At 44.4% G+C, this 25402-nt stretch carries 34 protein-coding genes and 1 pseudogene; 6 read left to right on the forward strand and 29 right to left on the reverse strand.

Features of this window, described 5'->3' with window-relative positions; translation table 11 throughout:
• Positions 1 to 16 precede the first annotated feature (16 nt).
• Positions 17 to 1387, forward strand: a complete 1371-nt coding sequence (locus tag AM506_RS16625) for an aminotransferase-like domain-containing protein (RefSeq protein WP_060673598.1) — start codon at positions 17 to 19, stop codon at positions 1385 to 1387.
• 118 nt (positions 1388 to 1505) lie between these two features.
• Here AM506_RS16625 and AM506_RS16630 read toward each other — a convergent pair whose 3' ends face one another.
• From AM506_RS16630 to AM506_RS16645, 4 genes and pseudogenes are all read right to left on the reverse strand, one after another.
• A complete protein-coding gene (locus tag AM506_RS16630; RefSeq protein ID WP_060673599.1) occupies positions 1506 to 1880 on the reverse strand; it encodes a hypothetical protein in 375 nt (124 codons plus the stop codon).
• A complete protein-coding gene (locus AM506_RS16635) occupies positions 1877 to 2413 on the reverse strand; it encodes an acyl-CoA thioesterase (RefSeq protein ID WP_034761531.1) in 537 nt (178 codons plus the stop codon). The genes AM506_RS16630 and AM506_RS16635 overlap by 4 nt, the downstream gene beginning before the upstream one ends.
• A 189-nt stretch (positions 2414 to 2602) precedes the next feature.
• A complete protein-coding gene (gene cidR / locus AM506_RS16640; RefSeq protein ID WP_060673667.1) occupies positions 2603 to 3496 on the reverse strand; it encodes a cidABC operon transcriptional activator CidR in 894 nt (297 codons plus the stop codon).
• Between the two features lie 439 nt (positions 3497 to 3935).
• Positions 3936 to 4202 (reverse strand): annotated as a pseudogene (locus tag AM506_RS16645) (RNA polymerase alpha subunit C-terminal domain-containing protein); the annotation flags it as partial.
• A gap of 178 nt (positions 4203 to 4380) precedes the next feature.
• Here AM506_RS16645 and AM506_RS16650 point away from each other — a divergent pair.
• Complete coding sequence (locus tag AM506_RS16650; RefSeq protein ID WP_060673600.1) at positions 4381 to 5289, forward strand: WD40/YVTN/BNR-like repeat-containing protein; 909 nt, start codon at positions 4381 to 4383, stop codon at positions 5287 to 5289.
• Positions 5276 to 6124 carry a hypothetical protein gene (locus tag AM506_RS16655; RefSeq protein WP_060673601.1) on the forward strand — a complete coding sequence of 283 codons (849 nt, stop codon included), beginning with the start codon at positions 5276 to 5278 and terminating at the stop codon, positions 6122 to 6124. Before AM506_RS16650 ends, AM506_RS16655 begins: the two co-directional genes overlap by 14 nt.
• Before the next feature lie 215 nt (positions 6125 to 6339).
• Here the strand turns inward: AM506_RS16655 and AM506_RS16660 are convergent, their stop codons facing one another.
• The 16 genes from AM506_RS16660 to AM506_RS16730 form a co-directional block, all read right to left on the reverse strand.
• On the reverse strand, positions 6340 to 6885 hold the full coding sequence (locus tag AM506_RS16660; RefSeq protein ID WP_060673602.1) for a hypothetical protein: 546 nt from the start codon (positions 6883 to 6885) through the stop codon (positions 6340 to 6342).
• A 96-nt stretch (positions 6886 to 6981) separates the two neighbouring features.
• Positions 6982 to 7854 carry a class F sortase gene (locus AM506_RS16665; protein WP_060673603.1) on the reverse strand — a complete coding sequence of 291 codons (873 nt, stop codon included), beginning with the start codon at positions 7852 to 7854 and terminating at the stop codon, positions 6982 to 6984.
• A 63-nt stretch (positions 7855 to 7917) separates the two neighbouring features.
• Complete coding sequence (locus tag AM506_RS16670) at positions 7918 to 9261, reverse strand: hypothetical protein (RefSeq protein ID WP_060673604.1); 1344 nt, start codon at positions 9259 to 9261, stop codon at positions 7918 to 7920.
• A gap of 390 nt (positions 9262 to 9651) precedes the next feature.
• Positions 9652 to 9798 carry a hypothetical protein gene (locus AM506_RS22825; RefSeq protein ID WP_160316891.1) on the reverse strand — a complete coding sequence of 49 codons (147 nt, stop codon included), beginning with the start codon at positions 9796 to 9798 and terminating at the stop codon, positions 9652 to 9654.
• 14 nt (positions 9799 to 9812) lie between these two features.
• Positions 9813 to 10403, reverse strand: coding sequence for a non-canonical purine NTP pyrophosphatase (locus AM506_RS16675; protein WP_235576134.1), 591 nt, complete (start codon positions 10401 to 10403; stop codon positions 9813 to 9815).
• A gap of 22 nt (positions 10404 to 10425) precedes the next feature.
• A complete protein-coding gene (locus AM506_RS16680; protein ID WP_060673605.1) occupies positions 10426 to 10716 on the reverse strand; it encodes a hypothetical protein in 291 nt (96 codons plus the stop codon).
• A gap of 115 nt (positions 10717 to 10831) precedes the next feature.
• Positions 10832 to 11356, reverse strand: a complete 525-nt coding sequence (locus tag AM506_RS16685) for a 5' nucleotidase, NT5C type (protein WP_060673606.1) — start codon at positions 11354 to 11356, stop codon at positions 10832 to 10834.
• On the reverse strand, positions 11353 to 11931 hold the full coding sequence (locus AM506_RS16690; RefSeq protein WP_060673607.1) for a GNAT family N-acetyltransferase: 579 nt from the start codon (positions 11929 to 11931) through the stop codon (positions 11353 to 11355). The genes AM506_RS16685 and AM506_RS16690 overlap by 4 nt, the downstream gene beginning before the upstream one ends.
• Positions 11932 to 11962: 31 nt before the next feature.
• Complete coding sequence (locus tag AM506_RS16695) at positions 11963 to 12277, reverse strand: hypothetical protein (protein WP_235576135.1); 315 nt, start codon at positions 12275 to 12277, stop codon at positions 11963 to 11965.
• An 89-nt stretch (positions 12278 to 12366) separates the two neighbouring features.
• Positions 12367 to 13299: a phosphotransferase family protein gene (locus AM506_RS16700; RefSeq protein ID WP_060673609.1), complete on the reverse strand. Its 933-nt coding sequence runs from the start codon at positions 13297 to 13299 to the stop codon at positions 12367 to 12369.
• 68 nt (positions 13300 to 13367) lie between these two features.
• The gene (locus AM506_RS16705) at positions 13368 to 13790 is read right to left on the reverse strand and encodes an NUDIX hydrolase (protein ID WP_060673610.1); all 423 of its coding nucleotides are present in this window, start codon (positions 13788 to 13790) and stop codon (positions 13368 to 13370) included.
• A gap of 71 nt (positions 13791 to 13861) precedes the next feature.
• Positions 13862 to 14257, reverse strand: coding sequence for a hypothetical protein (locus AM506_RS16710; RefSeq protein WP_060673611.1), 396 nt, complete (start codon positions 14255 to 14257; stop codon positions 13862 to 13864).
• Between the two features lie 127 nt (positions 14258 to 14384).
• Positions 14385 to 15023, reverse strand: coding sequence for a uridine kinase family protein (locus AM506_RS16715; RefSeq protein WP_060673612.1), 639 nt, complete (start codon positions 15021 to 15023; stop codon positions 14385 to 14387).
• 23 nt (positions 15024 to 15046) lie between these two features.
• Entirely contained in the window at positions 15047 to 15265 is a 219-nt protein-coding gene (locus tag AM506_RS16720; protein ID WP_060673613.1) for a hypothetical protein, read from the reverse strand.
• Entirely contained in the window at positions 15262 to 17022 is a 1761-nt protein-coding gene (locus tag AM506_RS16725) for a M3 family oligoendopeptidase (protein WP_060673614.1), read from the reverse strand. The genes AM506_RS16720 and AM506_RS16725 overlap by 4 nt, the downstream gene beginning before the upstream one ends.
• A 14-nt stretch (positions 17023 to 17036) precedes the next feature.
• Positions 17037 to 17507 carry a DinB family protein gene (locus AM506_RS16730; protein ID WP_060673615.1) on the reverse strand — a complete coding sequence of 157 codons (471 nt, stop codon included), beginning with the start codon at positions 17505 to 17507 and terminating at the stop codon, positions 17037 to 17039.
• Positions 17508 to 17633: 126 nt separating this feature from the next.
• Between AM506_RS16730 and AM506_RS16735 the strand changes: the two genes are divergently transcribed.
• The gene (locus AM506_RS16735) at positions 17634 to 18107 is read left to right on the forward strand and encodes a GNAT family N-acetyltransferase (protein ID WP_160316892.1); all 474 of its coding nucleotides are present in this window, start codon (positions 17634 to 17636) and stop codon (positions 18105 to 18107) included.
• A 39-nt stretch (positions 18108 to 18146) separates the two neighbouring features.
• Here AM506_RS16735 and AM506_RS16740 read toward each other — a convergent pair whose 3' ends face one another.
• From AM506_RS16740 to AM506_RS16750, 3 genes are read right to left on the reverse strand one after another with little or no spacing between them, the layout of a single operon-like run.
• Positions 18147 to 18521 (reverse strand): VOC family protein, encoded by a 375-nt coding sequence (locus AM506_RS16740; protein WP_060673617.1) that lies wholly within the window; start codon positions 18519 to 18521, stop codon positions 18147 to 18149.
• A 16-nt stretch (positions 18522 to 18537) separates the two neighbouring features.
• Positions 18538 to 19461, reverse strand: coding sequence for an ABC transporter permease subunit (locus tag AM506_RS16745; RefSeq protein ID WP_060673618.1), 924 nt, complete (start codon positions 19459 to 19461; stop codon positions 18538 to 18540).
• Positions 19439 to 20362 (reverse strand): ABC transporter permease subunit, encoded by a 924-nt coding sequence (locus AM506_RS16750; RefSeq protein WP_060673619.1) that lies wholly within the window; start codon positions 20360 to 20362, stop codon positions 19439 to 19441. The genes AM506_RS16745 and AM506_RS16750 overlap by 23 nt, the downstream gene beginning before the upstream one ends.
• 154 nt (positions 20363 to 20516) lie before the next feature.
• Here AM506_RS16750 and AM506_RS16755 point away from each other — a divergent pair, with 154 nt between their 5' ends.
• Positions 20517 to 20942, forward strand: a complete 426-nt coding sequence (locus tag AM506_RS16755) for a YybH family protein (protein ID WP_060673620.1) — start codon at positions 20517 to 20519, stop codon at positions 20940 to 20942.
• Positions 20943 to 20968: 26 nt separating this feature from the next.
• Complete coding sequence (locus tag AM506_RS16760) at positions 20969 to 21550, forward strand: GNAT family N-acetyltransferase (protein WP_060673621.1); 582 nt, start codon at positions 20969 to 20971, stop codon at positions 21548 to 21550.
• 48 nt (positions 21551 to 21598) lie between these two features.
• On the opposite strand, the gene AM506_RS22830 is transcribed toward AM506_RS16760, so the two are convergent.
• The 6 genes from AM506_RS22830 to AM506_RS16785 form a co-directional block, all read right to left on the reverse strand.
• Positions 21599 to 21739: a hypothetical protein gene (locus AM506_RS22830; RefSeq protein WP_160316893.1), complete on the reverse strand. Its 141-nt coding sequence runs from the start codon at positions 21737 to 21739 to the stop codon at positions 21599 to 21601.
• A gap of 201 nt (positions 21740 to 21940) precedes the next feature.
• Entirely contained in the window at positions 21941 to 22558 is a 618-nt protein-coding gene (locus AM506_RS16765) for an NUDIX hydrolase (RefSeq protein ID WP_060673622.1), read from the reverse strand.
• Positions 22555 to 23148, reverse strand: coding sequence for a GNAT family N-acetyltransferase (locus AM506_RS16770; protein ID WP_060673670.1), 594 nt, complete (start codon positions 23146 to 23148; stop codon positions 22555 to 22557). Before AM506_RS16770 ends, AM506_RS16765 begins: the two co-directional genes overlap by 4 nt.
• A 22-nt stretch (positions 23149 to 23170) precedes the next feature.
• A complete protein-coding gene (locus tag AM506_RS16775; RefSeq protein ID WP_235576136.1) occupies positions 23171 to 23890 on the reverse strand; it encodes a dienelactone hydrolase family protein in 720 nt (239 codons plus the stop codon).
• Positions 23890 to 24678, reverse strand: coding sequence for a class I SAM-dependent methyltransferase (locus AM506_RS16780; RefSeq protein WP_060673623.1), 789 nt, complete (start codon positions 24676 to 24678; stop codon positions 23890 to 23892). Before AM506_RS16780 ends, AM506_RS16775 begins: the two co-directional genes overlap by 1 nt.
• Before the next feature lie 117 nt (positions 24679 to 24795).
• A complete protein-coding gene (locus AM506_RS16785) occupies positions 24796 to 25353 on the reverse strand; it encodes a hypothetical protein (protein WP_060673624.1) in 558 nt (185 codons plus the stop codon).
• Between the last annotated feature and the right edge of the window lie 49 nt (positions 25354 to 25402).

A 25402-nucleotide genomic window follows, 5' to 3' on the forward strand; every position in this document is an offset into this window, starting at 1 on the left:
ATGGGAGGAAAAAGAAGTGCCCTATGCCAAATTTGAAGAAATCATCCGTTACATTGAAGAACTGGCCGAGTCGGGTGATCTTAAGTCCGGAAGCCGCCTGCCATCGATCAGATCCCTTGCCAAAAAGTTCTCCTGCAGCTTGAACACCGTCATTAAAGCGTACAAGGAATTGGAATTCAGTCATAAGATTTATGCGGTGAGTAAGAGCGGGTATTATTTGGTTGAAGATTTTCCTTATAAAAGACAAGCAGGATCTGCAGTAACCGTCTATGACTTCTTATCCGCCGGCCCCGATAAACACGCCATGCCCTACCTCGACTACAAGCACTGCATGAACCTTGCCATCGACCGGTATAAAGAAGAAATGTTCACCTATTCCGATCTTCTCGGACTACCCTCACTGCGTGAAGAACTCGCCAGGCATTTGCGGGATCTCCAAGTGTTTGCAGATCCTTCTCGCATTGCCGTCACGACCGGATCCCAGCAGGCCCTCCATCTCTTGATCCGGCAACCGTTTCCGAATGGCAAACGCACCATCCTGACCGAGCAGCCGGCTCATCCCAGTTTCATAGAATCAGTGAAGGATCAGCCCTGTCTCGGGATCGACATCGGGAGGGACGGACCTAACCTGGAGCAGCTTGAGTTCATTTTTCAACAAGAAGACATTAAATTCTTCTACGTTGTTTCCCGTTTTCATAATCCCACCGGGCACAGTTACACGAATGAAGGAAGAAGGAAAATCGTCGAACTTGCTGAAAGGTATGATGTGTATATCGTGGAAGACGACTACATGGGAGATCTTGACCCCGACCCGAAGCAGGATCCCATGTTTGCGTATCAGCCGAATGGGAGGGTCATTTATACGAAGAGTTTCTCTAAAACGCTTTTGCCGGGCTTACGTCTCGGGCTTGCCGTCCTTCCCCATGAGTTGATCGAAGGATTTACACGTGCCAAGTTTGCCGCAGACGTCCATACACCGGTCATCACCCAGGGAGCCCTGGAGATTTATTTAAAAAACGGAATGTTTGCATCTCATATTGAAAAGATCCGAACGCTGTACCGAAAAAAGGGTGAGGTGCTTCTCCGGGCGTATCGTGCTTTTATGCCGGAGGGAACGCTATATTCTTCTCCCACATCAGGCTTCTACTCAACGGTCAGACTCCCTTCTCCATTAAAAGCTGATGGATTGATTCTACGGTTAAAAGAGAGAAACGTCTTGGCACAGAGCACTGAATCCATGTATCTGGAAGATTTCATGAGACATGACGAGCTCCGGCTAAGTGTTTCCCACGTGGAAGATCGCATGATTGGAGTAGGAGTTGCGCTTATGGCAGAAACCATTAGGGAAATGGCAATTGAACGCAAAAAAGGGGTGATGTGGAGATAAACGGTCTGCGGCGGGACTTAAACGGAGGGGTGTAGTACCCATTCCCTCGAACACGAGCCACTTACAATCTACGATAAAGAAAAGCCGGAAGACTCCCCTCTTCCGGCTTCACTCTCCATTATTTTATAATCGTCGACCCCTGCAGCAGTTCCGGCTTCGCGCCAAGGATCAATAAGAATAACTTCGAGTCACTGATTTGTCTGTGCTTTTTCATGATGGCTTTCAGCTGAACCATATTCGGATGATTTTTCAGCTTCCGGACCTCATCCTGATAGAGTGAGAGAATCGAATCCCGGACAAACTGCGGTTCGTAATCCGGCAGCTCTTTGTCACGTAGTAAGGACCCCATGTAGCCGTACTTCAGCTGTAGTTGTCGCGTCAAGCTCGTGACGTGGACAAGCTGTTCATTCAGTTCAGGGTAATCCTGCTTCAGTGCTTCTACATCTTTTTTTGCTTCGTGCAGTTCGTTCATTCCTGCTACCATCATGCTCATGATGCCTCCCCTCCCATGTTCCAAGGTTTCTCGAGTCCGATGATGTCATTCAGGATTTTGCTCTGCTTGCGGCGGACCCTTCTTCTTTCCGCACGTTCTTTTCCTGATTCAAAAAGAAATCTCTCTTCTTCTGTTTCCGGTACGATTTCCGGTACTTTGACGGGATTTTTATTTTCATCAAGTGCGACAAAGGTTAGGAAAGCTGTCGCTGCCATTCGTCTTTCACCTGTAATCATGTCTTCGGCGATCACTTTGCAGAAGATTTCCATCGATTTATTCCCAACGTAAGAAACGAAAGATTCGACGCAAACGGAATCACTTTGATGGATCGGATACAGGAAGTCGATGGAATCGGTTGATGCCGTCACACATTCCTTCACCCGTGCATGACGTCTAGCAGATAGCGTTGCATTATTATCAAGCTTCTTCATCAAAACCCCACCGAACAGGGTATTGTAATTGTTTAAATCATTAATCATAACCTGATCCGTACTAACGACCAGACTCTCTTTCGGATGCTTCTTGTTTGGCATGAAGAACAAGTCCCTTCTGTTTGTGTAATGGTATTTCAAACGTTTGATACCCAAAGTGTACGCCCCGAATCAGGATAAGTGAAATGAATGTTCCTCATCATTACCATAGATGCTGTCTATGCAACGGCTTACAATTGAATGGCATCAATACCCATTTTTCCTAAATCGGGGCAAAAAAAAGAGCCTTCCTCAGTCGGAAATGCTCCCCATTAATCGTTCCTGGGTAAAGGTGAGCCACTCTTTCGTGGCATAGGATAAATATTGATTTTTCCTCCAGATGATGGCGAGGTCCCATTCGATGACAGGTTTTACGACACGAATCGCAACCAAATCTTCCTTCAACTGTTCATAGACGCTGTAAGGCAGGATCGAAATCCCCAGTTTAGCCTCAATCATCTTCCCGATGAAGTCCCATTGTGAGCTTTCAGACACCACTTTCGGAAGAAATCCGGCTTCTTTACACGCCTCACGGATTCGGTCATTCAGGGCAAAATCTTTGTTAAAAAGGATCAGCTGTTCATCCTCGAGCTCCATTAATTTTACCTGCTTTCTGCCCGCTAACCGGTGAGTCTTTGGAACCACAATTCGCAGTTCTTCCCTCATAAATGAAAATTGGTGAAAATCCTCCTCAGCGGCAGGCAGCACTCCGACACCAACATCCAACTGATCGGCAAGAATATCCTCTTCAATCCGCTTCGTCCCGTTCTCGATCAGCTGGAACGTAATGCCTGGATACAACGCATGGAATTCCCCGAGAACCTTGATGAACTGACCCGCATCCATGATCGGCGGAAGGCCGATGCGGATATGCCCCCGCTGCAGACCGATCAGGTCATCAAGCTCATGCTGGACGTTCTCAAACGCCTTATCGATCGTCTGTGCCTGCGTCAAAATCGCCCGCCCCGCATCCGTCAGGACAAGCTGCTTACGGGAACGGTCGAATAGCTCCACTCCGAGCTCGTCCTCTAAGTTCCGGATCATCTTACTGATCGTCGGCTGCGTCACAAACAAATGATCCGCCGCACGGGTGAAACTTTTGAATCTCGTTACTTCTATAAAATATTTTAAGTGTCTGATGTCCACTTGAGCACCTTCTTTTCCAGTATCCATCCCTTTATAATAATAACAAACTCATTATAAATGTTAAGGATGGCGAATTGAATGTCGACCCAACCAAAACATCAAACGTGGATTCAATTGATATGGTTCGGTTCATCGTATTCTATTAAATAAAACCATCAAAAATAAGCGGAGATTTTCCGGTTACATTCAGAATGGAACTTGTTTTCGGTGTAAATAAGCGGAGTTTTTCCGCTTACCCACAGAAAAATCACCTATTTTTTGTATTTTGAGAGTAATAGCCGGAATCTTTCCGTCTATTTCATCCTTTTTCATCTAGTAATGACTAATTAAACGGAGTATTTCCGTCTATTTATCAGCCTTGCCAGATCTCACGTACTCTTCAAATTCGGTCTTAGTCTTGCCCACCTTCGCATCGCCTATGTATAATCGCCATCTCCCTTCACCTCTCCCCTTTAAACCCCAACCCCTTCTCCACAAGCGCCTTCCGAAGCTTCGGTATCGACGAAGGGCCCATCCCGTGAAAAGCAAGAATCTCCTTTTCACTGAATTCAGCAAGCTCATCAAGCATCGTGATCCCGTTATTCTCCAACGCTCTTCTTGCCGGGCTTGCGAGAACCGATAGAAATCCAGTGTCGGGTTTCCGTTCTTTTTCACAAACGGGACAGGTCGGGCAATCGCTTTTTTTCACATAGGTATGTCCGTTTTTATATAAACAATCGCAAGCGTCCCACCAAAGATGATCATGATGGAAAACGACAAGCGTATGAGATACGCATTTATTTTCACATAATCCCCTCCTCACTTTCATTATTCCAAAATATGTTAACCTATTCAATCCTTGCCTCATGTTAAAATAGAAAATATAACCAAAGGAGTCTGGTAATGTGAAATACATCATGATCGGTACGGCTTGTCTGATGGTCATTGGGATCATCGCAGGCACGTATTTTTTTGAGAAAGAGCCACATGTAACTCAGCCGGAGACGCCTGAAATAAGTGATCCCGGTCCGCCACCGCTTCAAGCGGTGAATGAAGCTGACCCTGTCGGATACTCGCTTCAACAGGATCAGCTGCAGATCACCTACAACCATGGTGAGAAGTGGATTCAAGTACCTGTGGAAAAAGAAAATATATTCCAAGGGGAGTATTCCGGGAGTGAGAACGAGCTGATAGAGGATAGTTATATTCTGACAGAAGATCTCGCTGCGTTCATAAACGCCCGTGACTATTCCGTCGATAAAAGCGTCCGATTGCTTTTTTCAAAGGACAGAGGGGAGACATGGGAAGACGCTCAGGTCACAGCTTCTTCTCCGCCTATCCGTTTCAGGAAGGTCGACTTTCTCAATGAGTCCTTCGGCTACGTGATCCTCTCTGCCGACCGGACGATGTCACAGGAATTGACGACTGTTTATTTGACGAAAGACGGAGGGGAATCGTGGAAGGAGACGCCACGCCCAGATACCACGCGTCTCATTTATGACGGTGGATTTGTGGATGAAGACACCGGCTTTCTCTCATTCGGCATCCTAAACCCCGAAGAACCGGATCTTCATGTCACACAGGACGGCGGAAAATCGTGGAACAGGGCAGCGATGGATATCCCGGATCAATATAAAAGGATCTTTGTCATGTCAGAAGTCCCCTTCAAAGAAGGTGATCACCTGGCCGCCTACGTCAATCAAGGTCCAAACGGTGATTATAAAGGCGGAACAGTAAAAGGGAAATTCATCTCAGAAGATCAGGGACGGACCTGGTCATTCCAGAAGGAGGTACAGTCAGATGAAACAGACTGAAAAAAGAATCGGGCGTCTACTATTCATCTTATCCATCCTCCTGTTCATCTTCCAGATGGGATACCTGTTCCTGCACGCCGCATATGACTTGGAATATATCGATAATCGTCTATTTTATATAATCAATATCGTGATTGTGGCTGGCATGGCTGCTTCTATCTTCCTTCTCTTTACCATTCCGAAAACGTGGAAGATGGTCTCATCCGTGACAGCGAGTATTCTCATCCTCCTTCAAGGGGGCCTCATCGTGAACCATAGTCAGCAGATCAAACAGATTGTAAGCTTTTCACCCGATATGAAAAATCAGTTCGTCTTAAAAGAAGACAGAAAAACGGGTGAAGCCGTCTATTACAGAACCTATTACCGGATCTTCGCACGACCGAAAGAAGTCCTTCCCTACGAAACACAAGGGAAATTCAAGTTGAAATGGCTTGAAAATGACATCGCGGCGTTGACCTACCGAGCCTCTGACAACAGCATTCACCAGTACATCGGAACATACGGCGCCAGGGACTCAGGTATTTCGTATACTTATGTCGGCCCGACGATTCAGGGCCAGTGGAAAGGAAACGACCTCAGGATTGACAGCACACCGAAGGGCATCTCCATTGACTACCACGGAAAATCCGGACAGACCTACGATTGGGACAACGTCGTCCAATTCGGCACCATTGCCATCGTCCTGATGAGGGACGGTGAGGCGGAATGGACAATCGGATTGAATGAGAATTTTCAAAGTCACTCGAATGATCCTAAGCTTCCTTCAGGGGAAATTACGTTGTATCGGGCTAGTATGGATCGCGTTGAGCCCGTCAAACTTACATTCGTGAAATAGCAAAAATCCGGGATTGATTGCTGATCCCGGATTTTTTTAATAAATGGACTGTTGGAAGTCGTCGCGTATGTATGTTGGTTTATATGGTTTGATTTCAGATCACTTTCCAGGATCTGGCTCATCAATCGGGAGCCAAGATCACGTTTGGGTATTTATTCCAAAACACATCTCGTCTCAATGATCAAGGAGCCTCTTAAACAGAAATAGCGACCGCCTCATGACTTTCTCGCAACCGCTGCCCAATCGATCAAGAAATCCACAAGAACCTTCACAAGCATCCCCACCACCAGCAGTGCCAGAAAGGATTTCAAGTAGTTCCAGTCATATAGAACATAGTAATGAAAATGGACAAAAATCGGCACCCCTACAAAGGAAATAATAGCCATAATGATAGCATTCGCAATCATATAAGGTTTCCATCCACTATATTTCTGGTATAGGAGCGTATGAATTACCGGGATGGTCAGGAAGTCAACTGCATTCATGACCTTGAACGCCGTGATGAATTGGTGAGGATAGCTCCACCAATGATAGTAATAGCCGAGTTCATTGATGAATCCGACGAGGATAAAGCTTATAAGGAAAGCTACAATGATGTCTAAAGGACGCTTACGATCTATCAGCTTAATCAATAGGATAAGAAAGAGAATGTTCAGGATGACAATGACCCACCAGTGGAGACTGAACAGGTCCTCACTCAGCCAATATTTGGTTTCCAGTTTATTGGCTGAGTGATTGAGCCGCTGTATTTCTTCGAACATAAAAAAACACCTCCTTAAAGGAAGTATTTCCATGTTTCAGCCATTCATTCGGAGGAAGAGACCCTCCATCAACAGAAGGGGGTCTCTTCCTCATTCTTATTTCACTTCTACTTTTTCAGAAGGAGCAGATTCTCGATCCTCTATATTCACAGTTGTGATGTAATAAGAATCCCCTTCTTCAGCCTCCCCATCAAAGAAGCTCTTCCTTTCGTGGGCAGAGATGCTAGCGATATGGTTGAATTCTTTTCCGTCCGCCGTCTTTTTATACACTCTGTATCCCATGACGGTATCACTCTGCACCGAATGCCACGAAACCGATCCTGTGTCTACCTGAACAGCCGTTGGAGATTCCGGCACTTTTACTTCATTGACGTTCGTTTCAGAGATGAGTTCTGTATACACGACCAGCCGATCCGGGTAGAGATGCTTGTCATGATTGAAGGTTCCTGTACATGTAATGACATTCAGGTTCCGTTTATCCGACGGTCCGAAGATTTTCTCAATCGGCGCTTCATCACTCGGATAGCTTTCCTTCGATTTCACCTCAAATGTTCGCTTCATTCCTTGTTCATCTGTGACAATGACCTTTTCTCCTATCTCGATATTCTTCAGATAAAAGAAGATCGCCGGTCCTTTTTTACTGTCAACATGACCAGCAAGAACAGCATTTCCCTTGGCACCTACCTTTACACCACGATCATACCAGCCGACGACATCCGTCTCTTCGGGCACTTCCATTTCCCCGTTCTCAAGCAGTCCGACTGGTATGACGTTCGTATCGATGTCCATGCTCGGGATCTGGACACGGGAAGGCGTAATTCCTTCTTCTTGAACCTTTACCTGCTCTTCAAGCTCTGTTTTCTTCTTTTTTAAAGAGTCAAGAAGAACAAATTCTTCTTCCTTATGGGCGGTACCCACCCCGCTTATCATCAAGACTGCAATCAGTATGATAAGCATTCGTTTCTTCATCGTGTTCCCTCCACTTAAGAGAAGAGAGAAGAGCGTGATCCCGCTCTCCTCCTGGCTCTAAGATTATTGTTGATCCGCAAACTTCTTCTTGATGATGATTCCGCCAGCCATCATTGCTACCGCTACAAATGTGATCCATGCAGCCATCGGCATTCCTTCTTCAGCCGCTCCACCCATTCCGGTGTTTGGCATTTGCTCAGGCATGTCACTTGATGCGAACTTCTCTGGATTCTGCTTCACAATCGCATCACCAAGTGCTTTCCCTACACCGAACATGAACGCATATCCTTCACGGAATGTATCGGTGCTTGCTTTGTAGTCTTCTGCTACATACGAGTCGAACGCTTTCACTACTTGATCTTCATGTGTTTTCAGTGAAGCGATGGCCGCGTCTTCCGGAAGATTTCCTTCTGTTGCCGTTGCCAGGAATGCACCGAATTCTTCAGTGAACATACCGAGGCTGTCTTTCGCTGCCTTCACGCCTTCATCATCACCTGCTAATGTTGCGCTCACTAGATCTGCCTGTGCATTGATGTGCTCACTTGTCCATAATTTCTTGAATTGTGCAGCACCTTCTTCTCCATAGATGGATCCGATCGCTTTCGTCCATGCTTCTGTGTTCATATCTTCTGCCCAAGTCGCTGTATCATAATCCGGCGCTTCGTTGACACCCTTTTGCATGCTCATCGCTGCCCGCGCAAAGTGCTCTGCAGCCAGATTATTGAGTGTAGAGCGTAATTCCGCTGCCGGTGCATCTACTTTCGTGTTGTTGAATTTATTCGGCATCTGAGTCACGATCGCTCCGGATAAGGCTTTCGAGATATCGAACATTCTGTCGTACCCTTCTTTGAAATTCGTTTGATAGCCTTTGTAATCTTCATCTACATAGCTGTCAAACGCTTCGATGACATCCATTTCATGTGCTGTTAATACCTCTTTCGCTGCCGCTTCAGGAAGATTTCCTTCTGTTGCTGTCGAAAGGAAGGCCGAGAATTCATTGACGAAATCTTTCACTTCGGCTTCAGCCGCTTTTCTCATTTCCGCGTCGTCTGATTTGGCAGCTTCAACGAAATCCGGTGAGTATTCATTATGTCCGGCAAAGATTTCTTCGAATTTCTGAGCGCCTTCTTTCCCGTAAATCGATTCGATGGCCGGCGTCATATCCAGTGCATTTTGATTAAGTGCCTCATATGCCTCTTTCTCATCCGGTGCATCCTTGTAATCTTTTACCATGGCGTTGACTACTAATACATAGTGTTCAGAGAGTAATTGATCCAGTGTGGAACGAAGATCGGAAGCCGGCGTCACCGCTGTCGGTGTTTCTGCCGCAAAACTTGCCGTTGGAGCTAGTAGAGATAATCCTAACATTGGTGCTGCGATTTTCTTAAGTAATTTTGTTTTTTCCATTTTATGAATTCTCCTTTTTCGTTTGGTTTTTTGTTTTCTGGTAAGATAACGCAGCGTATTTTGATATGGATCATATTTTTTAAAAAAAGTTTTATTTCTTTTGAAATGAAGAGTGGATTTTATTCGAATAGTGGTGAATCGGTTCACACAAAGTGGTATATTATATGAAATAAAGAAGAGGGGTGCCTTTACGCTAGGCACCCCTCTTCTTTATTGRGAGATCAATAGAAACAAATAATATTTAATAAATCGACGACTTCTCTTTTCTAGTCCTCACATTTTTAATCAGACTCGTTGTGTACATAGTCTGGAGAAGCACTCCTCCCCCTACATAACAATTACCATCAATCTATTCACCTTCTCAGATTTAAACACGGATTCTCAGCCTCTTCACCGACTCTCTTTTTTCTTAAGAGAAAGCACCAATGCCACTAAGAAAAGAATCGCAGAAACGAATAAAGTCATTACTGATCCCACGGGTGTCAAAAACCCAATAATTAATAGAATAATAGCTAATATTAACAAAACACTGATCATTCCTGATCCTCCTGTCACAATCCCGAATACCACTCCCCAAACTTTTTCATCCCCGAATCCTCTTTCACCCGGTTATATTCGGTAAAATCCCCTTCATCAAACTCAGCCATCGTTTTATGAAAATGCTTAGGGATAAAGATATACCAAAGATCAGACCAGCTATTCACATTCTCGGAACCTTGTATTTTTTCTGCCACGACGCCGGGAGATTTACTCTCAAAGAATCTCATTTCCTCCCCGTCGTAGTAAGCAAGACAGGACCTGAATTCACATGCTCTATTCTCCTCCCCCTGCATCAGCTTCAGAACCCCCTCGATGCCGATCGTGTCCAACATATGATTCACATAAGCCCTCGGGAATCCATTCAATGTCGAAATAAAAAAACCTGAATCCAATGCGATACATGGCTTTTTTACAATGGAGTATGCCTGCAACACCTTTTGTTTCGCAATTTCCTTGATGTCATCACTTCTCGGTTCACTTAACTCAGCCTCGATCGGTAAGACCTTTATATTTGTTAACTCCTTCTCTGCAGAAGCAACTTTTCCCTTATTGGTTGTGACGAAGATGATTTCTTTCATCGTTTTCTCATTTGTTTCTATCAATCTACTTCCTCCTGGTGTTCTTCTACGAACTTTCATCTAACTGTGATTCAATGCCTTTTTTCAATTGAAGCTGATGATACCCTAAGACAATAGCTAACACTCCCATGACAAATAAGATGCTCCCTCCAACCAAAAAGGTATTGATATATCCTTTTACAATGACGTTATAATGTTGACCCCCGCTTCCTTTATTGATTAACCATGTTTCGGCACTGGCCGTCCCAAAATAAACATTAAAGAAAAGCATGATAAAACCCGCTATCGTTGACAAAATCCCCAGGATGATGACAAGCGTCAAGTTATCCTTTGACATGGGCGGTTCCCCCTTCGTAACTATAAGCCGTCTTTCCAAAGGAGAAGAGCAGGATAAGTAGGATGGCTAATTTCTTGAACATGCGCTTCACTCCTCCTTTTATAAAATTCACGACTTATGATAAAAAGAACTTTCTCACTTCATCCCAATTCTCCACGCGTACATATCCCATCTCATACCGGTTATGAGGAGCTGAAAATAATATCCCCTCTCCCTTAAAGTCTTTAAAATGCTTTGGGCTGTCGTCTATTAAATAGTCTGCATGAATAATGCTCTTGTTACCGCAGAAGACAAATTGTAAGTCTGATAGAAACGGGAAATGTTCTTTTAGCCATTCATACTTTGCCGTAAAAGAAGTAGGGTGCTCCATTGCCGCAGTAGTGATGTAAATTTCATAAGATTCACTCAGCTCTTTAATTACGTCCTGACTCCCTTCCATCACTTCCAAATCCCTAAAGAACGTCGGGTCATCTATATACGAAAGGATGTCATCGGCAACATGGGGTCGAATTTTCCAAAGTCTTGTCCCCAATAAGTCCTCTGGAGTCAAACTTTCGTTATATTTTTTATTAAAAATATTCAGGTGCTTTTTATGTAAGTCAGCGATTACTTCATCCATATCAATGGCTATCCTTTTCATACGTCCCCTTCCCTCCGGAGAAGATATTCTTCACGGAGAAGTCCATAAACCGCACAGTCCTTGTACTGATCCTTAGCATTCCTGATCATATGCCGGATGAGGCCTTCCTGCTTCATCCCGGCTTTTTCCATGATCCTGCCTGAAGCAGGATTATCCGTATTATGGGCAGCGGATAGTTTGTGTACGTTCATGTTGGTAAAGGCAAATTCCACAACGGCTTTCAATGCCTCGGTCCCGTATCCCTTATTCCACCAGTCAAATGCAATGGAATAACTGACCTCACAGTTTCCTGTAGATGAATCAAAATCATATAAATCAATCTCTCCGATCAGGCCGCTGCCATCCTTGAGTTCGATTCCCCAGTGACAAAACTCTTTTGAAACGTACCCATCCACAGTCTTCTCCATCCGCTTATGTGTTTCAGCAATGGTCTTGTGCGCCGGACTGACACGATGATCGGAAATCCGTTCGTCAGATAGCCATTGATCAAAGGCTCTCTGAGTATCGTCCATGCACATCCTTCGAAGATTCAGTCGATCAGTTTCTAATGCGGGGGTACCGATAAAGTGAAACATGCCGTCACTCCTAATCCCATATAGACTCTCATTAAAAATAAGTCACCATCATCACAACGAAACTAATAACCGTAAACAAAAGGACACCATAAAACACTGAACCTACATTGGATTTCAGCTCATTATCCTTCTGAATCTTCCACCCTGCCTGACTTGCTCCGAGTGTAGCCCCTTTGGATAACGCACCGCCACTGCTGTTGAAAAAGAAAAGTCCCACTGTTAATCCAAGACCGATGAAAAAGCTCCATTCCCCGAAAGAAAATGAGAACAGAAGACTCCCGATCCAAATCGCAACGGCAAGGATCACAGCCGTCACTAAAGATGTTCGTGTGAAGAATTTTTTCATTTTGATTCCCCCTCGTATTATTTATACTTACGTTCGGGGATTGTAAAAAGTTTCAAATTCCAGTCAAAACGAGGTCACTGGCGAATGGATTATGTAACTTCCCAATACTTTTCACGATTCAAATTCTCCACACACCACCGATAATGACCATCCTCACACGTTGGTGAATAAAGATTCGCCGTCATCAAACTGTAGAGTAAGACATAGAAATATAAATCTTTCCGTACCCCTTCTCCTAAGGTTAAAACAATGATTTCCAAATACCTTTCGCGAAGATTTGCATTCAGCTGATTATACATATCCAGGCACACCCATCCGATCGCCAAATCAAACAAATAATCCCCATACATGGTCAGCATCCCGAAATCAATCAGCCCTGTAACATCATGTTTCTCATTGATTAAGATATTCCCAGGGTAAAAGTCTCCATGAATGATGGAATAGTCCCCTTCATATCCAGTTGCCAGTCTTTCCATTATTAGAGTTAACTTTGCCCCGTAATCCCGGACATCCCCCTCAAAATAAGGTTTCAACTCAGTCTGTTTAAGCTTTATCGTTTCACTTAATAGATCATACCAGTTATCCATCCTGCCTGATGACATACGGTGATCATGAAATAGTTGGAATCCTTCCATCGTTGAGCTTCCTTGAAGGGATTGCAGTTCCAGATTTGCCTGAAGATACGTTTTCATCATGTTTGTCTGCTCGTCATGGGTCATCCCCGCAAGCTTGCTTTGCAAATCGCTTCCCTGCATCCTCTTTTCAATCGTCACTAACGTTCCATTCTCTACTAAGATATCGTGAATATAGGGGAGCTCATAGCTCAGGTGATCCGCCTTTAGTCCAGCATAGAAATTCCTTAATCTCTCTTGTCTCCGTGCGTCAGACAAATCATTATATACTTTCAACACTCTCTGATCATCTAAAGCATATACTTCTGCTTCCATACCGGAACCCAGAAAATCCGCATCAGAAATACGGAACCTGTCCAGGAGGTTGGATCTCATGTTGTCTTTATTCATATTTGTCACCTCTCTACTTGAACGATTTCAAATCCTTTTTATCACTTAAATACCAATCAACCATATTTCTAAAACTCCACAAAAAAAGGATGCTGCCCCTCATCCAAACAGCACTCGATCCGCTCTCTAAAATTCGAATGCGTCACCATCTTGAGCGCCTCATCGATCGGAAAAAATGCTACCTCTAGACTCTCAGGAGAAGTAGTCGGCACTCCTCCAACGGGCTTTGCAAGAAATAGTGTATTGCAGATGGACCGTTTCACATTCTGAAATACTCCACAAAATGCCATCACCTCTATATCAATGCCTGTCTCCTCTTTCGTCTCCCTGATCGCGGCATCTTTTATCGACTCTCCTTCTTCCACCTGACCGCCGGGCATTTCCCAACCACGTCTTGGTCCCTTTATTAATAGGATTTCCCGACTTTCATTCAGAACGATTGTAGCCGCTGAAACGATATGTTTTGGCGGTGTATATGTTTGTTGTGTCATAAGACTTCCTCCTCCATATTAAAAGGAGCTTACCTTTCACGATAAACCCCCGATACTTAAAACCCTTTGTTTTATATTGGCTGACCTCTTTCAGCAGTCGTGAAAAATACCCCTTTCACATAAATCGTATAGATCAAGACAATCACTGAAAAAACAACATTCCCTATGAAAGGTTGCTGAGGATGGTTCGTTGCAATAACCGAACTGACTAGACCAAACAGCACTGAGTACGAGACAAACAACCAAAACCCCCATCTCTTCAACCTCATGTACCCATACACCATCAATAGAGAAAACAGTGCCAATACTATTCTCATCATCCGTTCTGGCAGGATCGATACACCAAAACGTTCCGATATGCTGATGGCATCAGCGTCAGCTTGATAAAAAATGGCGGTGAATAACAGAACCACCGCACCAAAAATATAGAAATATCCTATGATCGATACACCTAAAGGTCTTTTCATCCATTCCCTCCATTCCTCGGTTTCAGGTACTTCCACTATTACTAATTATGTCAAAATAAACCAAAACACTCAATCGTTATTTCCATCATATGAGGCTCATTCATCCGGAATTCGTGTCTTTTCAGATTCACTCCATGCCTTTCTCCACCCAATACCCCTCATCAGAATTCCTCACCACGACATCAAAATTCTCACTCTTCGGATGCATAAAGACTTCATATTGAACCCTTCGCTCGTCATGGGTTTTCCGCAAATACTCCACTTCCATCCCTCTTTCGTTTATGTCGCGGATGCCCCTTCTCATGAGCTCTGTCTCTCCATCTGTGTAGAAGTAAATTTTCAGATCGTATAAATCTGCTTTGCTGAACGCGACGGACATTCCTTCTACAATCGTCAGGTTGTTTTGGGAAGAAATGAGCCGGCTTGGATCATAGGGTACGTCCAACGTGTAAAAATCCATTCCCTCCCTCACCATCCTGATGTCCCGGTCAAGGGCGAATAAATGATGAGCGTCCGGATGACATGCGGTCATTTTGGACTGATGCTTTTCATTTCCGTATTCATATTCTATAAAGGAGTGCTTCCTGACAGCCGAACTTACGATATAAGGATCGGTGTTGATATAATTGACGTTATTTCCAAGCAACTCCAACAACTTCCTCGCAAACGTCGTTTTACCTGAAGCACCGTGACCTGAAATGCCGATGACCATTTTTCCTTCCTGCTTCGTCAATCGATCGGCTATGGTATGTAAGATTTTATCCATGGATTTACTCCTTCTCTCAACTATTAATCTTCTCCGCTGACATCGATTTCTGTACTGTCTTCATCCACACCGTCTGGATGCCTCATTTCATACATCTGCCCACGCATCCTGAATTGTTTGATCATCATGGCCAGAAAGATCCCGACCAAAGAAAGATAGAAGAGGAAATCAATGTGAAAAAACAAAGCCACACTTAATAACAAAATCGAAGGAAGCGCTATGAGCAGTTGAAGCTTCTTCACTGTGATTCTGCCAGTCTCACAAATTCCTCACTGTCTTTCACGCACAGTTCCATCCCTTTTTCCCAAAAAGATTCCTCCGTAATGTCTTCCCCTAAATGCTTCATGACGAGTTCTTCTGCCGACATGCTGCCTGAATCCCGCAGGAGAGCCAAATAATCGTCCTCGAATCCTTTTCCTATTTCCTTTGCTCTGGCGAAAAGATGGAGTGCCAGCAAATACCCAAAGGTGTACGGAAAGTTATAGAATGGAGATTCCGTTTTATAAAAATGTGGCGTCCATATCCACGAATGAACCGGGACCTCATCAAGGGCTCCGGCATATCCTTCTTCCATGGCCGACCCCATCATCTCGTTCAGGCGTGCTGCCGGTATGAAGCCATTTCTCCGTTCTTCGTGAACCTGCTTCTCAAAGATGAATCTCGCGTGCAGGTTCATGAAGTTCATAACGCTCCTCTTCAATTTCTCATCCAGTAGGAACAGCTTCTCTTCGTCGGTATCAGCCTTTTCCATGGCTGATTCAAGAATGATCATTTCTGCGAAGGTCGACGCCGTTTCCGCCAAATTAATGGGATACGATTTGTTCATCCCGTTCACCTGTTTCATCGCATGGTTATGAAAGGCATGGCCCAGTTCATGTACAAGGGTCAGCACGCCTTTAAATGTACCTGGAAACGTCATGAACACCCTCGATTCCCCCGTCAACGGAAACCCTGCACAAATGGGAACCGCCGACTTCCCGGGACGGTTTTCCGCTTCGACCCATCCATCACGGAATGCGGTCTCTGCAAACCTCCCCATTTCTGATCCGAACGCACGAAACCGTTCTGCGATCAACGCTGAGGCTTCCCCGTACTCCATTCCTTGATGATCGTGATTCATCGGGGACCAGAAATGATAGGACTTCATTTTGACCTCGCCATTCATCCCTGCTTTCACATTCAGATATTCGACAAACGGCTCCTTATACTTCTCCATCACAGAAAGCATCGCATCCAGTGTTTCCCGCTTCATACGGTTTTCAGCGAGAGGAATACAAAGGACATCCTCGACGCCCCTACTCTTATACATATTTAACCTGAAACCTGTCAGGTGATTTAGGATTTGAGCAAACTGTCCCTCATGTTCGGTCCATTTTGCCACCAGCGCTTCATGAGATTCCCTTCTGACCGACTCATCGGCATGGGTTCTGAGATTAATGGCCTGTCCAACCGAAAGCTCCTCTCCCCTCACCTGCACCCTGATGCTACTCATAATTGACTGATAGAATTGTCCCCATGCGTGGTATCCGTCTACCATGAGATTCGACACTTCCCGTGAAGGCTCCCTTTCCGCTTCTTCACGCCACTCTCCCAGGATGAAGTCAAAGTCCTTGAGATTCTCTGAAGCAAGCAAACTTCCCCACTCCATTTCCTCTATAGAAGCTAACACTCTCTTCAAGTCATTCCTGATAGAATCATATCTTGATTGAAGGGCCGTTGCTTCCCCTCTATAATATTGGGCACCCTGGTCGTCCGGATCCACCGAAAGCAAACAGATCGCAAATGACCTCATCTGTGCTATCGAAACCTTTATTTCCGTGATCCGTTTAAGAACATTATCCAATTGATCCGACTTTGGCGTCACTTTCTGCATGAGTTCTTCCAGCTCGGAAACCCTTGCTTTCGTCTGATTCATATGGTCTTCTAATTCAGGAGATGCGCTTCCCCCGTTGAAGATGCTGTCGAGATTCCAAACCGTCTTATATTCCGTATGATTCATATTCCATGCTCCCCCTAATCCCAGAGATTCGCCCTCGTAATCCCGCCTGTTCGTAAGTAATCCAATAACTGACCGGCGTGAACGGATTCGTGGTATGCGATTCTCATCAGCATATCGCCCATTTCCCTCACATATCCTACATCGGAACGATCAATCTTAACAGCAGATAAAGATTCTTCGTTCAAATCCGAAACATATTCCAGAAAACTCTTTCTGAACGGCTCGGCAAGCTCCAACTCATTTTCCACTGAAATGCACGGCTTACCTGCAAAGGGTGATTCGTATTCACTTAAACTCCCTCCATTGATTAATGCCAAGTGATAATAATGTTCACTTTCTAACACATGACGAACCATCTCGATACAAGACATGGCCTCACCATCTGGTTTCCAATGAAAAAAGTCCTTTGGAATGCCTGACCAAAGCTTTACACTTCTCCTTCTCACTTCCTCTAAATTGAGTATGATTAATTGAATTGCATTCATTTAATAACCCCCTAATCAAACATACGTTCTAATTTTACCTTATTTCCTCCTACCTTCCAATGATTATTTGTCCCAATTTTCTAAATAGATTATAATCCCCTTATACTACTAAACGGAGGAATCATCGTGCCAATCACTTTAGCCTTGTACAACGAAACCTATGAACATAAGCTTAAGGACTTCCATCTCCCGGAAGACCAGCTCCAATTCACGAGCCTGCCCCTCGATAAAATCCATAATCCCGCCATCTCACCAGACACCCGTCACATAGTGATCCTACTCGATGACACACCTGTCGGTTATTTTGCGCTGGAGAAAGGGGAAAAGCTTCGTAAATATTCGTCTAACCCGAAAGCAAGACTCTTAACCTCTTTTTCTATCCATGTAAGATACCAAGGGCAAGGCATTGCCAAGGAAGGGCTCAACCAGCTACCAGGTTTCATCAGGGAACACCTTCCCGAAACGGACAAAGTGGTCCTCGGCGTCAACAAACGGAATCAAGCTGCCATCAGCCTCTACCTGAAGACAGGCTTCACCGACGAAGACGAAGTATATGTGGGGCCTAAAGGACCTCAGAATGTTCTTCATTTGAAAATATAAAAACAGGAATGCCCTTTAGCCTGGGCATTCCTGTTTTCATTATCCCGTACAGATCATCACTCGATTGCCATCGGGATCCTGGATGACGAAAAAAGCAAAATCATCGAATCTTGTAATCTCCGAAACGATTTCATAGTTCAGCTGTTCTACATAAGAATGTGCTTCTTCAATGTTTTCAGTGTGAAAATTAAAGAGAGGATGTTTACTCTGATCAGCCTCTTTCGTCACACCCTGTGGCCCTGCGTCCAGGGTCAATCCAGTGAAATGATTGATGGACAGGTTGTAGACGGGATCTTCCACCTGCTCGAGATCATACGCCTGACCCAGTAACTCAGAGTACCATCGAACGGATTCCTTCAGATTGCTGACATGGACAAACACCGTATTGATTTGATTTAAAATCGGACTTTTCATTGAACTCCATCTCCTTTTAATAAGAAATACCTTTAGACGAAGGCCTTTGCATCCCAGTCCCACCTGAGAGAATGGACGACCTCCTCCTTAGATACCCTCCATCCAAGAGGGAACGAATGCCATTTGTGATCAAGGTTAGTGAGACGATCATTGTGGTTAATAACAGGACCGGAAAGAAAACAATCCATGGTGACAGCATCAACTCATAGTAGTTGCTTCCGATGAATGCCGTCCATCCAGGAATATAAAAACCAAGGATCGACACGTGCATCATCAGGGTCAGTACAGCAATCATTTGACCGCTGGCCATCAGCAGGAACTTCCCTCTCACACTCGGTAGGACGTGCTTTACATGAATGTGAAGATGTCTCCCTCCCAACACCCGGGCACCCTGGATGAATTCCTGCTGCATGACCAGGAAGGTTTCTTTTCCGACCAGCTGGGATAAAGAGGGAATGCCGACTCCGATCAAGATCCACGTGGTCATGGTCCATCTGAAGTCGGGATCTCCCATAAAAAGATTAAAATCCATTAACCTCATATTATAGAGTAGTAAAAAGGCGAGAAGTGTGGTCGGGACAAAATGAAATCCTTCTATGAAAACATCCAACCATTTCAGCCTTCGATAAAGGAGTCCGTAAAGAAGTCCCAATACCAGGGAAATAAGCATTCTCCCACCTGTGACAACAAGGGCAAACTTCAGAGTCGTCATGGTTTGCCCCAATGTCGCATCAAACATATCCATCCCGCCGGTCGAAGTGCCAAAAGGATGTTCCCATGAGGGAGGGAGCGGCTTTTTATTATAGTAATCTTCTTGCGAAATCTTCCCTATGTCTTCTTTAAAGAAATGAGTATTCACATAGCTTGTCCCCAACAGGAGGACCAGCAACATTAGACCCGCTATAAGGCTTCCATGCTTACATAGCCTTCTGATCAACATACATCACTCCTTTTGGCAGAAATGATTGAATCAAGAAAAAGACGATCGACAAAGGGAGTGTGAGTAAGATCAAGCCGGCCGATATGATTTCGTAGCTCGGATGATTGGTCATGAATTGTAAAATGCCGTAGATGTTATACATGTATTCGAGGATGATCATGTTGGATAGAAGCAGTAGATACATATATTTCAAGTTATAAAAAAAGGAGTATAGAACGTTTGGAAAGACATGCCGGATCAAGATGTACAGCTTCCCCATCCCCTTTGCCACCCCAAGCTCGACATAGGGTTTCCCGAGTTCATTCTCATACATCAAGATCGTAGTTTTATAGAGATAAATCATGGGAATCAGGGATAGCGTGAGTATCGGCAGAAAATAGATCTTTTGTCCGGATAGTGAATAGGGCTCTGTCACAAGTAAATTCGTATGTTTAAATACCCAAATGGCCCCCAGCTGTAGAGAGAAAATCACGAATACATCGGGCAGCGTCTCTAGAACCGTCAGGATGGTTTTCACTGCTTCCTGCATCTTTCGGGGCAAATAAAACGTTCCCGTCGTAAAAATAACAGCGACGAATAACGCAATGAAGAGTGAAACAAAAAGGAGAAGAAGTGAATACGTATAGGATTCCAGTATGTATGGGAAAATCGTCCTCTCGACGTTGGTACCCTGTGCTACATAGCTGATCTCCTTAAAATGAAACAGCTCAATAAACGTTTTCTTTAATTCAATGAAGTAGTTGCCAGGAAAAAAACCTAATTCTTTTGTTACCTGTGCAAAAGGTTTATCAGCCGGTGGCGGAATGTCTTTAAACATAAGCGCTGGAATATGGCAAATACAGATGACGCTTAACGTAATGGCTACTAAAACAATCAAAAAACGAGTGAATGTCCTCCCCATTCAATCCCTCCTCCCCTTTATGGAAAACAAATCCAATTTATTATCATGTTAATACAAAGGTTAGAGTGATGACAACCTCTTTCCAAAAAATCAAAGGAGGGAATTCACCTCAGCGTCTTGAAATAGTTAAGATGAGATCAAAGGAGATGAGACAATGAACGTCCAGGACGTGCTCGAACAATACAAGAATGCGATACACGAAAGAGATATCGAAAGCTTCCTATCCATCTATGACCCCGCTGTCCATATCTATGACTGCTGGGGACAATGGGAGTGTATCGGCCTTGCTTCATGGCAGGAGAATGTGACGGAATGGTTCATCGGATTAAAGGATGACGGAGAAATTCTAAAAGTCGACTTTCAAGATGTGGTGGTGGAGGAAAATGCCCATCTCGCTTTTGCCCACTGTGCCGTGACATTCGCTGCCCACAAAGAAGAATCCGGAGAGAAACTTCGCCAGATGACGAACCGCTTTACATTCTGCTTGGAGAAAGTAAAGGATACATGGCTGATCACCCACGAACATTCTTCATTGCCGATCAGTATGGAGGATGGGAAAGGGATGTTTGGGCTGAGGTAGGAATACGATTAGATTTGGAGGATACTATGCTCATTCAACAAATTGACCGTTCAAAACTTACCCAATACGGAACTGTTCCCATTGCATACGAGGTGACGACTGAGCTACACGTTTGTCCCGTTCACAACGGACTTGGAGGGCTTCGGTTGGTCGAAAAGCCATGCACCCCCTATGTAAAGGACTATGATCTCTTACCGGATTGTCATCCACGTTGTTGGACAAAGCAGTTTAACTTAGACGAATGGGGATTGTTCGCAGCGATCGAAAACGGCATGTATATCGGGGCTGCTGCGGTGGCTCCAGAAATGGTAGGCACCGCAATCTTATGGGACTTGCGCGTGCATCCCAATGCCAGGGGGAAAGGCATTGGTGGTAAATTGCTTGAAGCGGTCATACTTTGGTCAAAAGAGCGAGACTACCAAACACTGATGGTGGAAACCCAAAACGTGAATGTCCCGGCTTGTACTTTTTACTCCGGCAAGGGATTTACTTTAGAGACGATTGATCAACATGGATACCGTGATTCTTTAGTAGAGAATGAAGTGAAATTAATATGGTCTATGGATCTAAAGCTCTCCAGCATGAAAAAGGAGGAGGATGAATGGTAGCAGGAAGACTTCGATCATGGAAAGCAAATTTTATCAAACCTCCATCATTTAGAATAATGGCTCGTCATTATCGGTTACAGTCACGATCCATGGTAGCACTAGTACATACCCAATGAGCCACACACAGAACAAGGCCACGTGGCCGATCATGAACGCAAGCACAAATAACACCGGAATCATTATCGTCAAGCCACACAGGATTCTCTTAAAACGGGAGGTGAAATATAACTTATGACGACATGATGGGCATTCAATATCAGGTCTTTTGATAATCATTAATCTCTTGAAAATAAAAACCAAGACAAGTTTTCTTTACAATGGATACAGTGAGCCACCTGTCTTTCCTCCTCATGGTTAATCTAAAGATTTTTCTGTACGATATAAACCGGTTCAATCATACACCGCTTCCTTCCCACCATCCCTCAAAAATTCAAACATCATCTTAATCTGCGATTCTGTATTTCTTCCAACGGACAGCTCCGGCAAATCGCCTTCTTCAAAAAATCCAACCCCCTTCGTCTCGACGCCACTTCTGGCTTCTCCACCTGTCATACTGCATTGGATGAATATCTTGTAGTAATGATGTGACTGCGGGGGATGAGGATGTTTATTCAAGTCGAGCAGTGCGAGTAATTTTAAAGGGGTAACATCATAGCCTGATTCTTCCCTAATTTCCTTCACAACGTTTTCACTAGGAGACAGGCCGATGTCACAGAACCCGCCCGGTAACGACCATTTATCATCGATTTTTTCTTTGACCATCAGTATTTTATCGTCTTTGAAGACGACACCCCTCACGTCGACTTTCGGTGTCTGATAGCCTGATTCGTTCGCGAACAAATCCTTTATCTTCGTCATCTCCAAACCTGTATGTTCCTGGATGATTTCCGTACTGATCGCCCTTAATTCTTCATACCTTTCCCTATCATAAACGTCCTTGGAAAAGGCCAGACCCGATTGAGATAATGCCTGTATCCTTTTCGCCCATTCCATCCATTTATCGCTCATCGCCTTGCACTCCTTTCGTAATCCGATTTGTTCAGTCGATAATGAAGATACGGTTCTTCATCAATCGTTACCTGTGCTTGAAAAGTAAACCCACACTTCTCTATGACTTTTATAGATGAATCATTGTCTAGGAGAGCTACGGCGTTCAGGAGGTCCACGTTGGTCTGAGTAAACAAATACTCAATCAATCCAATAGAGGCTTTGGTTGCATAGCCATTCCCCTGATGTTCACTGGAAATGGCATACATAATTTCCCGGTTCGGTGCGGGTAACTCTTCCTTTATCCCTGTACAGCACCACCCGATCAACTCCTCTGTATCCTTTCGAAATACCCCCAATTTTAAATAATGATCTGCCGGGTTCCTTGTATGGAAAGCCGCTTCAAGAAAAGATTTATTTGCGGGAATTTCATAATGGGTTAACCACTCGACCCTCTGTTCTACTGTTGATTTCCAGTCAGGCAGGTAGTGGGCTATTCCGGGTTGGTTGGAAATTCTGTGTATAGGATTGGCATCGTTCAGTGTAAATTCCTGGAGGTAAATGTCTCCACAGTCTAATTTAAATAGTCTTTTTGAGGGGTTATGTTTCATCGTCTTCATCCTTTTCCCCTTCTCATTTCACCCATATTTTCAACCAACATATCAAATCCCCGATCATCTCTAATGTAATCTGATGATTAACCCCTTCATACACACGGAAATCTACATGTCTTCTATTCTCTTTCAGATAACGATCATAATCCATTTGTCCCTCAATCGGCATAATGGCATCACTGTCCCCATGCATGAGAAGAACCGGGGAAAGACCTGGTTTCCTTTCGACAGGGTCGTAATCCATTAAACGTTTTTTCAACTGATCAGGTATGTCACCCCGACCATCTCTTTCTCTAAATAGCTTTTCTGTCAAAACAAATGAGCCCGATCCGTTTATATTAACCAATCCACCTATCATTGGTTCACGGGCGAAAATTCCATTGGCAATGCCGCCGCCCATGGAGCTGCCTACAAGAATGACATTCTCTTTATCTATTCCTACCGTTTTCATAAAATCATGGTATTCATCAATCGTTGTGATGATCGTCTCCCAGAAATAAGCCTGCACGGTTTTTGACTCAAAATGGTCGGCGAGCGGCTGTCGTGTATCATGATAGATGATTTCTGGAACTACTACGTTAAATCCTTCTCCGGCAAGTTCCTCCGCCAGGTCTCTGTACCCGAGAGCACTCCCTCCCCAGCCGTGGTAGATGATAATGACCTTATTCGATTCGCTTTGTTTATCTGGTTCAATAGAGTAATATTTAAATGGATTGATCCTGTATTTCCCCATCAGCATTATTCTTTCCTCCCTATCTTCACCGACAATCTCGACTCCTCTTTAAACACTCCCGACTCACTCATCTCAAGCATTGCCTCTCTCACTTCACGTTCAAATAACGGTACACCCGATCCTAGGAAACGTTTCGAACCATATGACGTGGAGTAAAGGTTCCCGAGGAGCGACTCAATGGTCCATGTAATCTCGTATGTAGGTAAGGTGTGCACTTCAAGATTGAACTTGGATTGTGAAATGATGTCTTGATGAGGAGTGACGGGATGGCTATAGGTGGAGTTCCCGGCTTTCCGCTCGTTTCCATACCATTTATGGATCAATTCATTAAATCTTACTTGCCAGGGTAGTAATGTCTTGTCCGGCTCGTAGTTATCTATGATTGCTACCCCGCCACCCGGAGCCACGATGTCATATAATTCATCCAACACCTTTTCCCGGTCCATCCAGTGAAAGGCTTTGGCGATTGTCACGAGATGATAGTGTTGGGAATGGTTGTATTCTTCCAACGTCCCATTGAACCACTGAATGTCTCCTACCCTCATTTCCCAGTGCAGACGTTCCGCTTCTTCAATCATTTCCGGTTCCATATCGATTCCGACGATTCTTTTGCACCAGTCTGAAAATCGTATGGTCAGTTGTCCCGTTCCACAGCCGAGATCAAGAAGGTTCTGATCTCCGTTTAATGAGAACTCTTCTACCAGGAATCTGATTAAAGTAGAAGGATAAATGGGTCTGTATTTTGAATAATAGGGTGCTGCCCCCTTGAATAAATCCGTACCGTATGTATTCAATCTTGTAAACCTCCCGCATAGGCTTTCTACCAATTATTTCAAACCAAAAGGATGAACTCAACCATTTTTCATAAAAAAGAAACTTATCTTTTATCGAATAAGTTTCTTTTCACTAGATTATCTGCAGCCGAGAAAACGTATGAACAATCCGCCACGCACCGTCACGATCTGTCGTCCGCAGGCATCGGTGATCACTTGAGGAGCAAAGGCAAATGCACCGATTGTATCAAAGCAATCCTCTTGGCACATGTCCGTTTTGCAAATTGTCTGGATCACTTGATTGACCGGTACGGAAACATCGCTAGCAAGTGTACACGGAATATGGCCAATTTTAAGTCCCCCTTCAATCGGCTTCAAGTCTCCCACATTGATATGAAATCTGGCGGTTCCGATCAGACGGACGGCATCGACTTCAACAGGACAGGTCAACGTACCGCCGCATGGATTCTCAACGGTCCCTTCTGCCTCCTGCTTTTCCAGAGTACAAACCAATGCACTCAAATCAGAGCAGGCTGTGAAGCTGTCGAACGTCGTGAACCGGAACGTGAAGCCATCCGGTACAACCGCGGTCGCACAATAACTTATGGTACGGATGCAGCTTTCCTCCTGCTCAATATCCAATTTTTCTACCATTTTTCCTTCTGAATCATAATATATTACATTGTCTTTTAACATCATTATCCCTCCCTTCTACTATTATATATATGCATGAATAGTAGAATTG

The organism is Rossellomorea vietnamensis, assembly GCF_001305855.1.
In the GTDB taxonomy this organism is placed as follows: Bacteria; Bacillota; Bacilli; order Bacillales; family Bacillaceae_B; genus Rossellomorea; species Rossellomorea vietnamensis_A.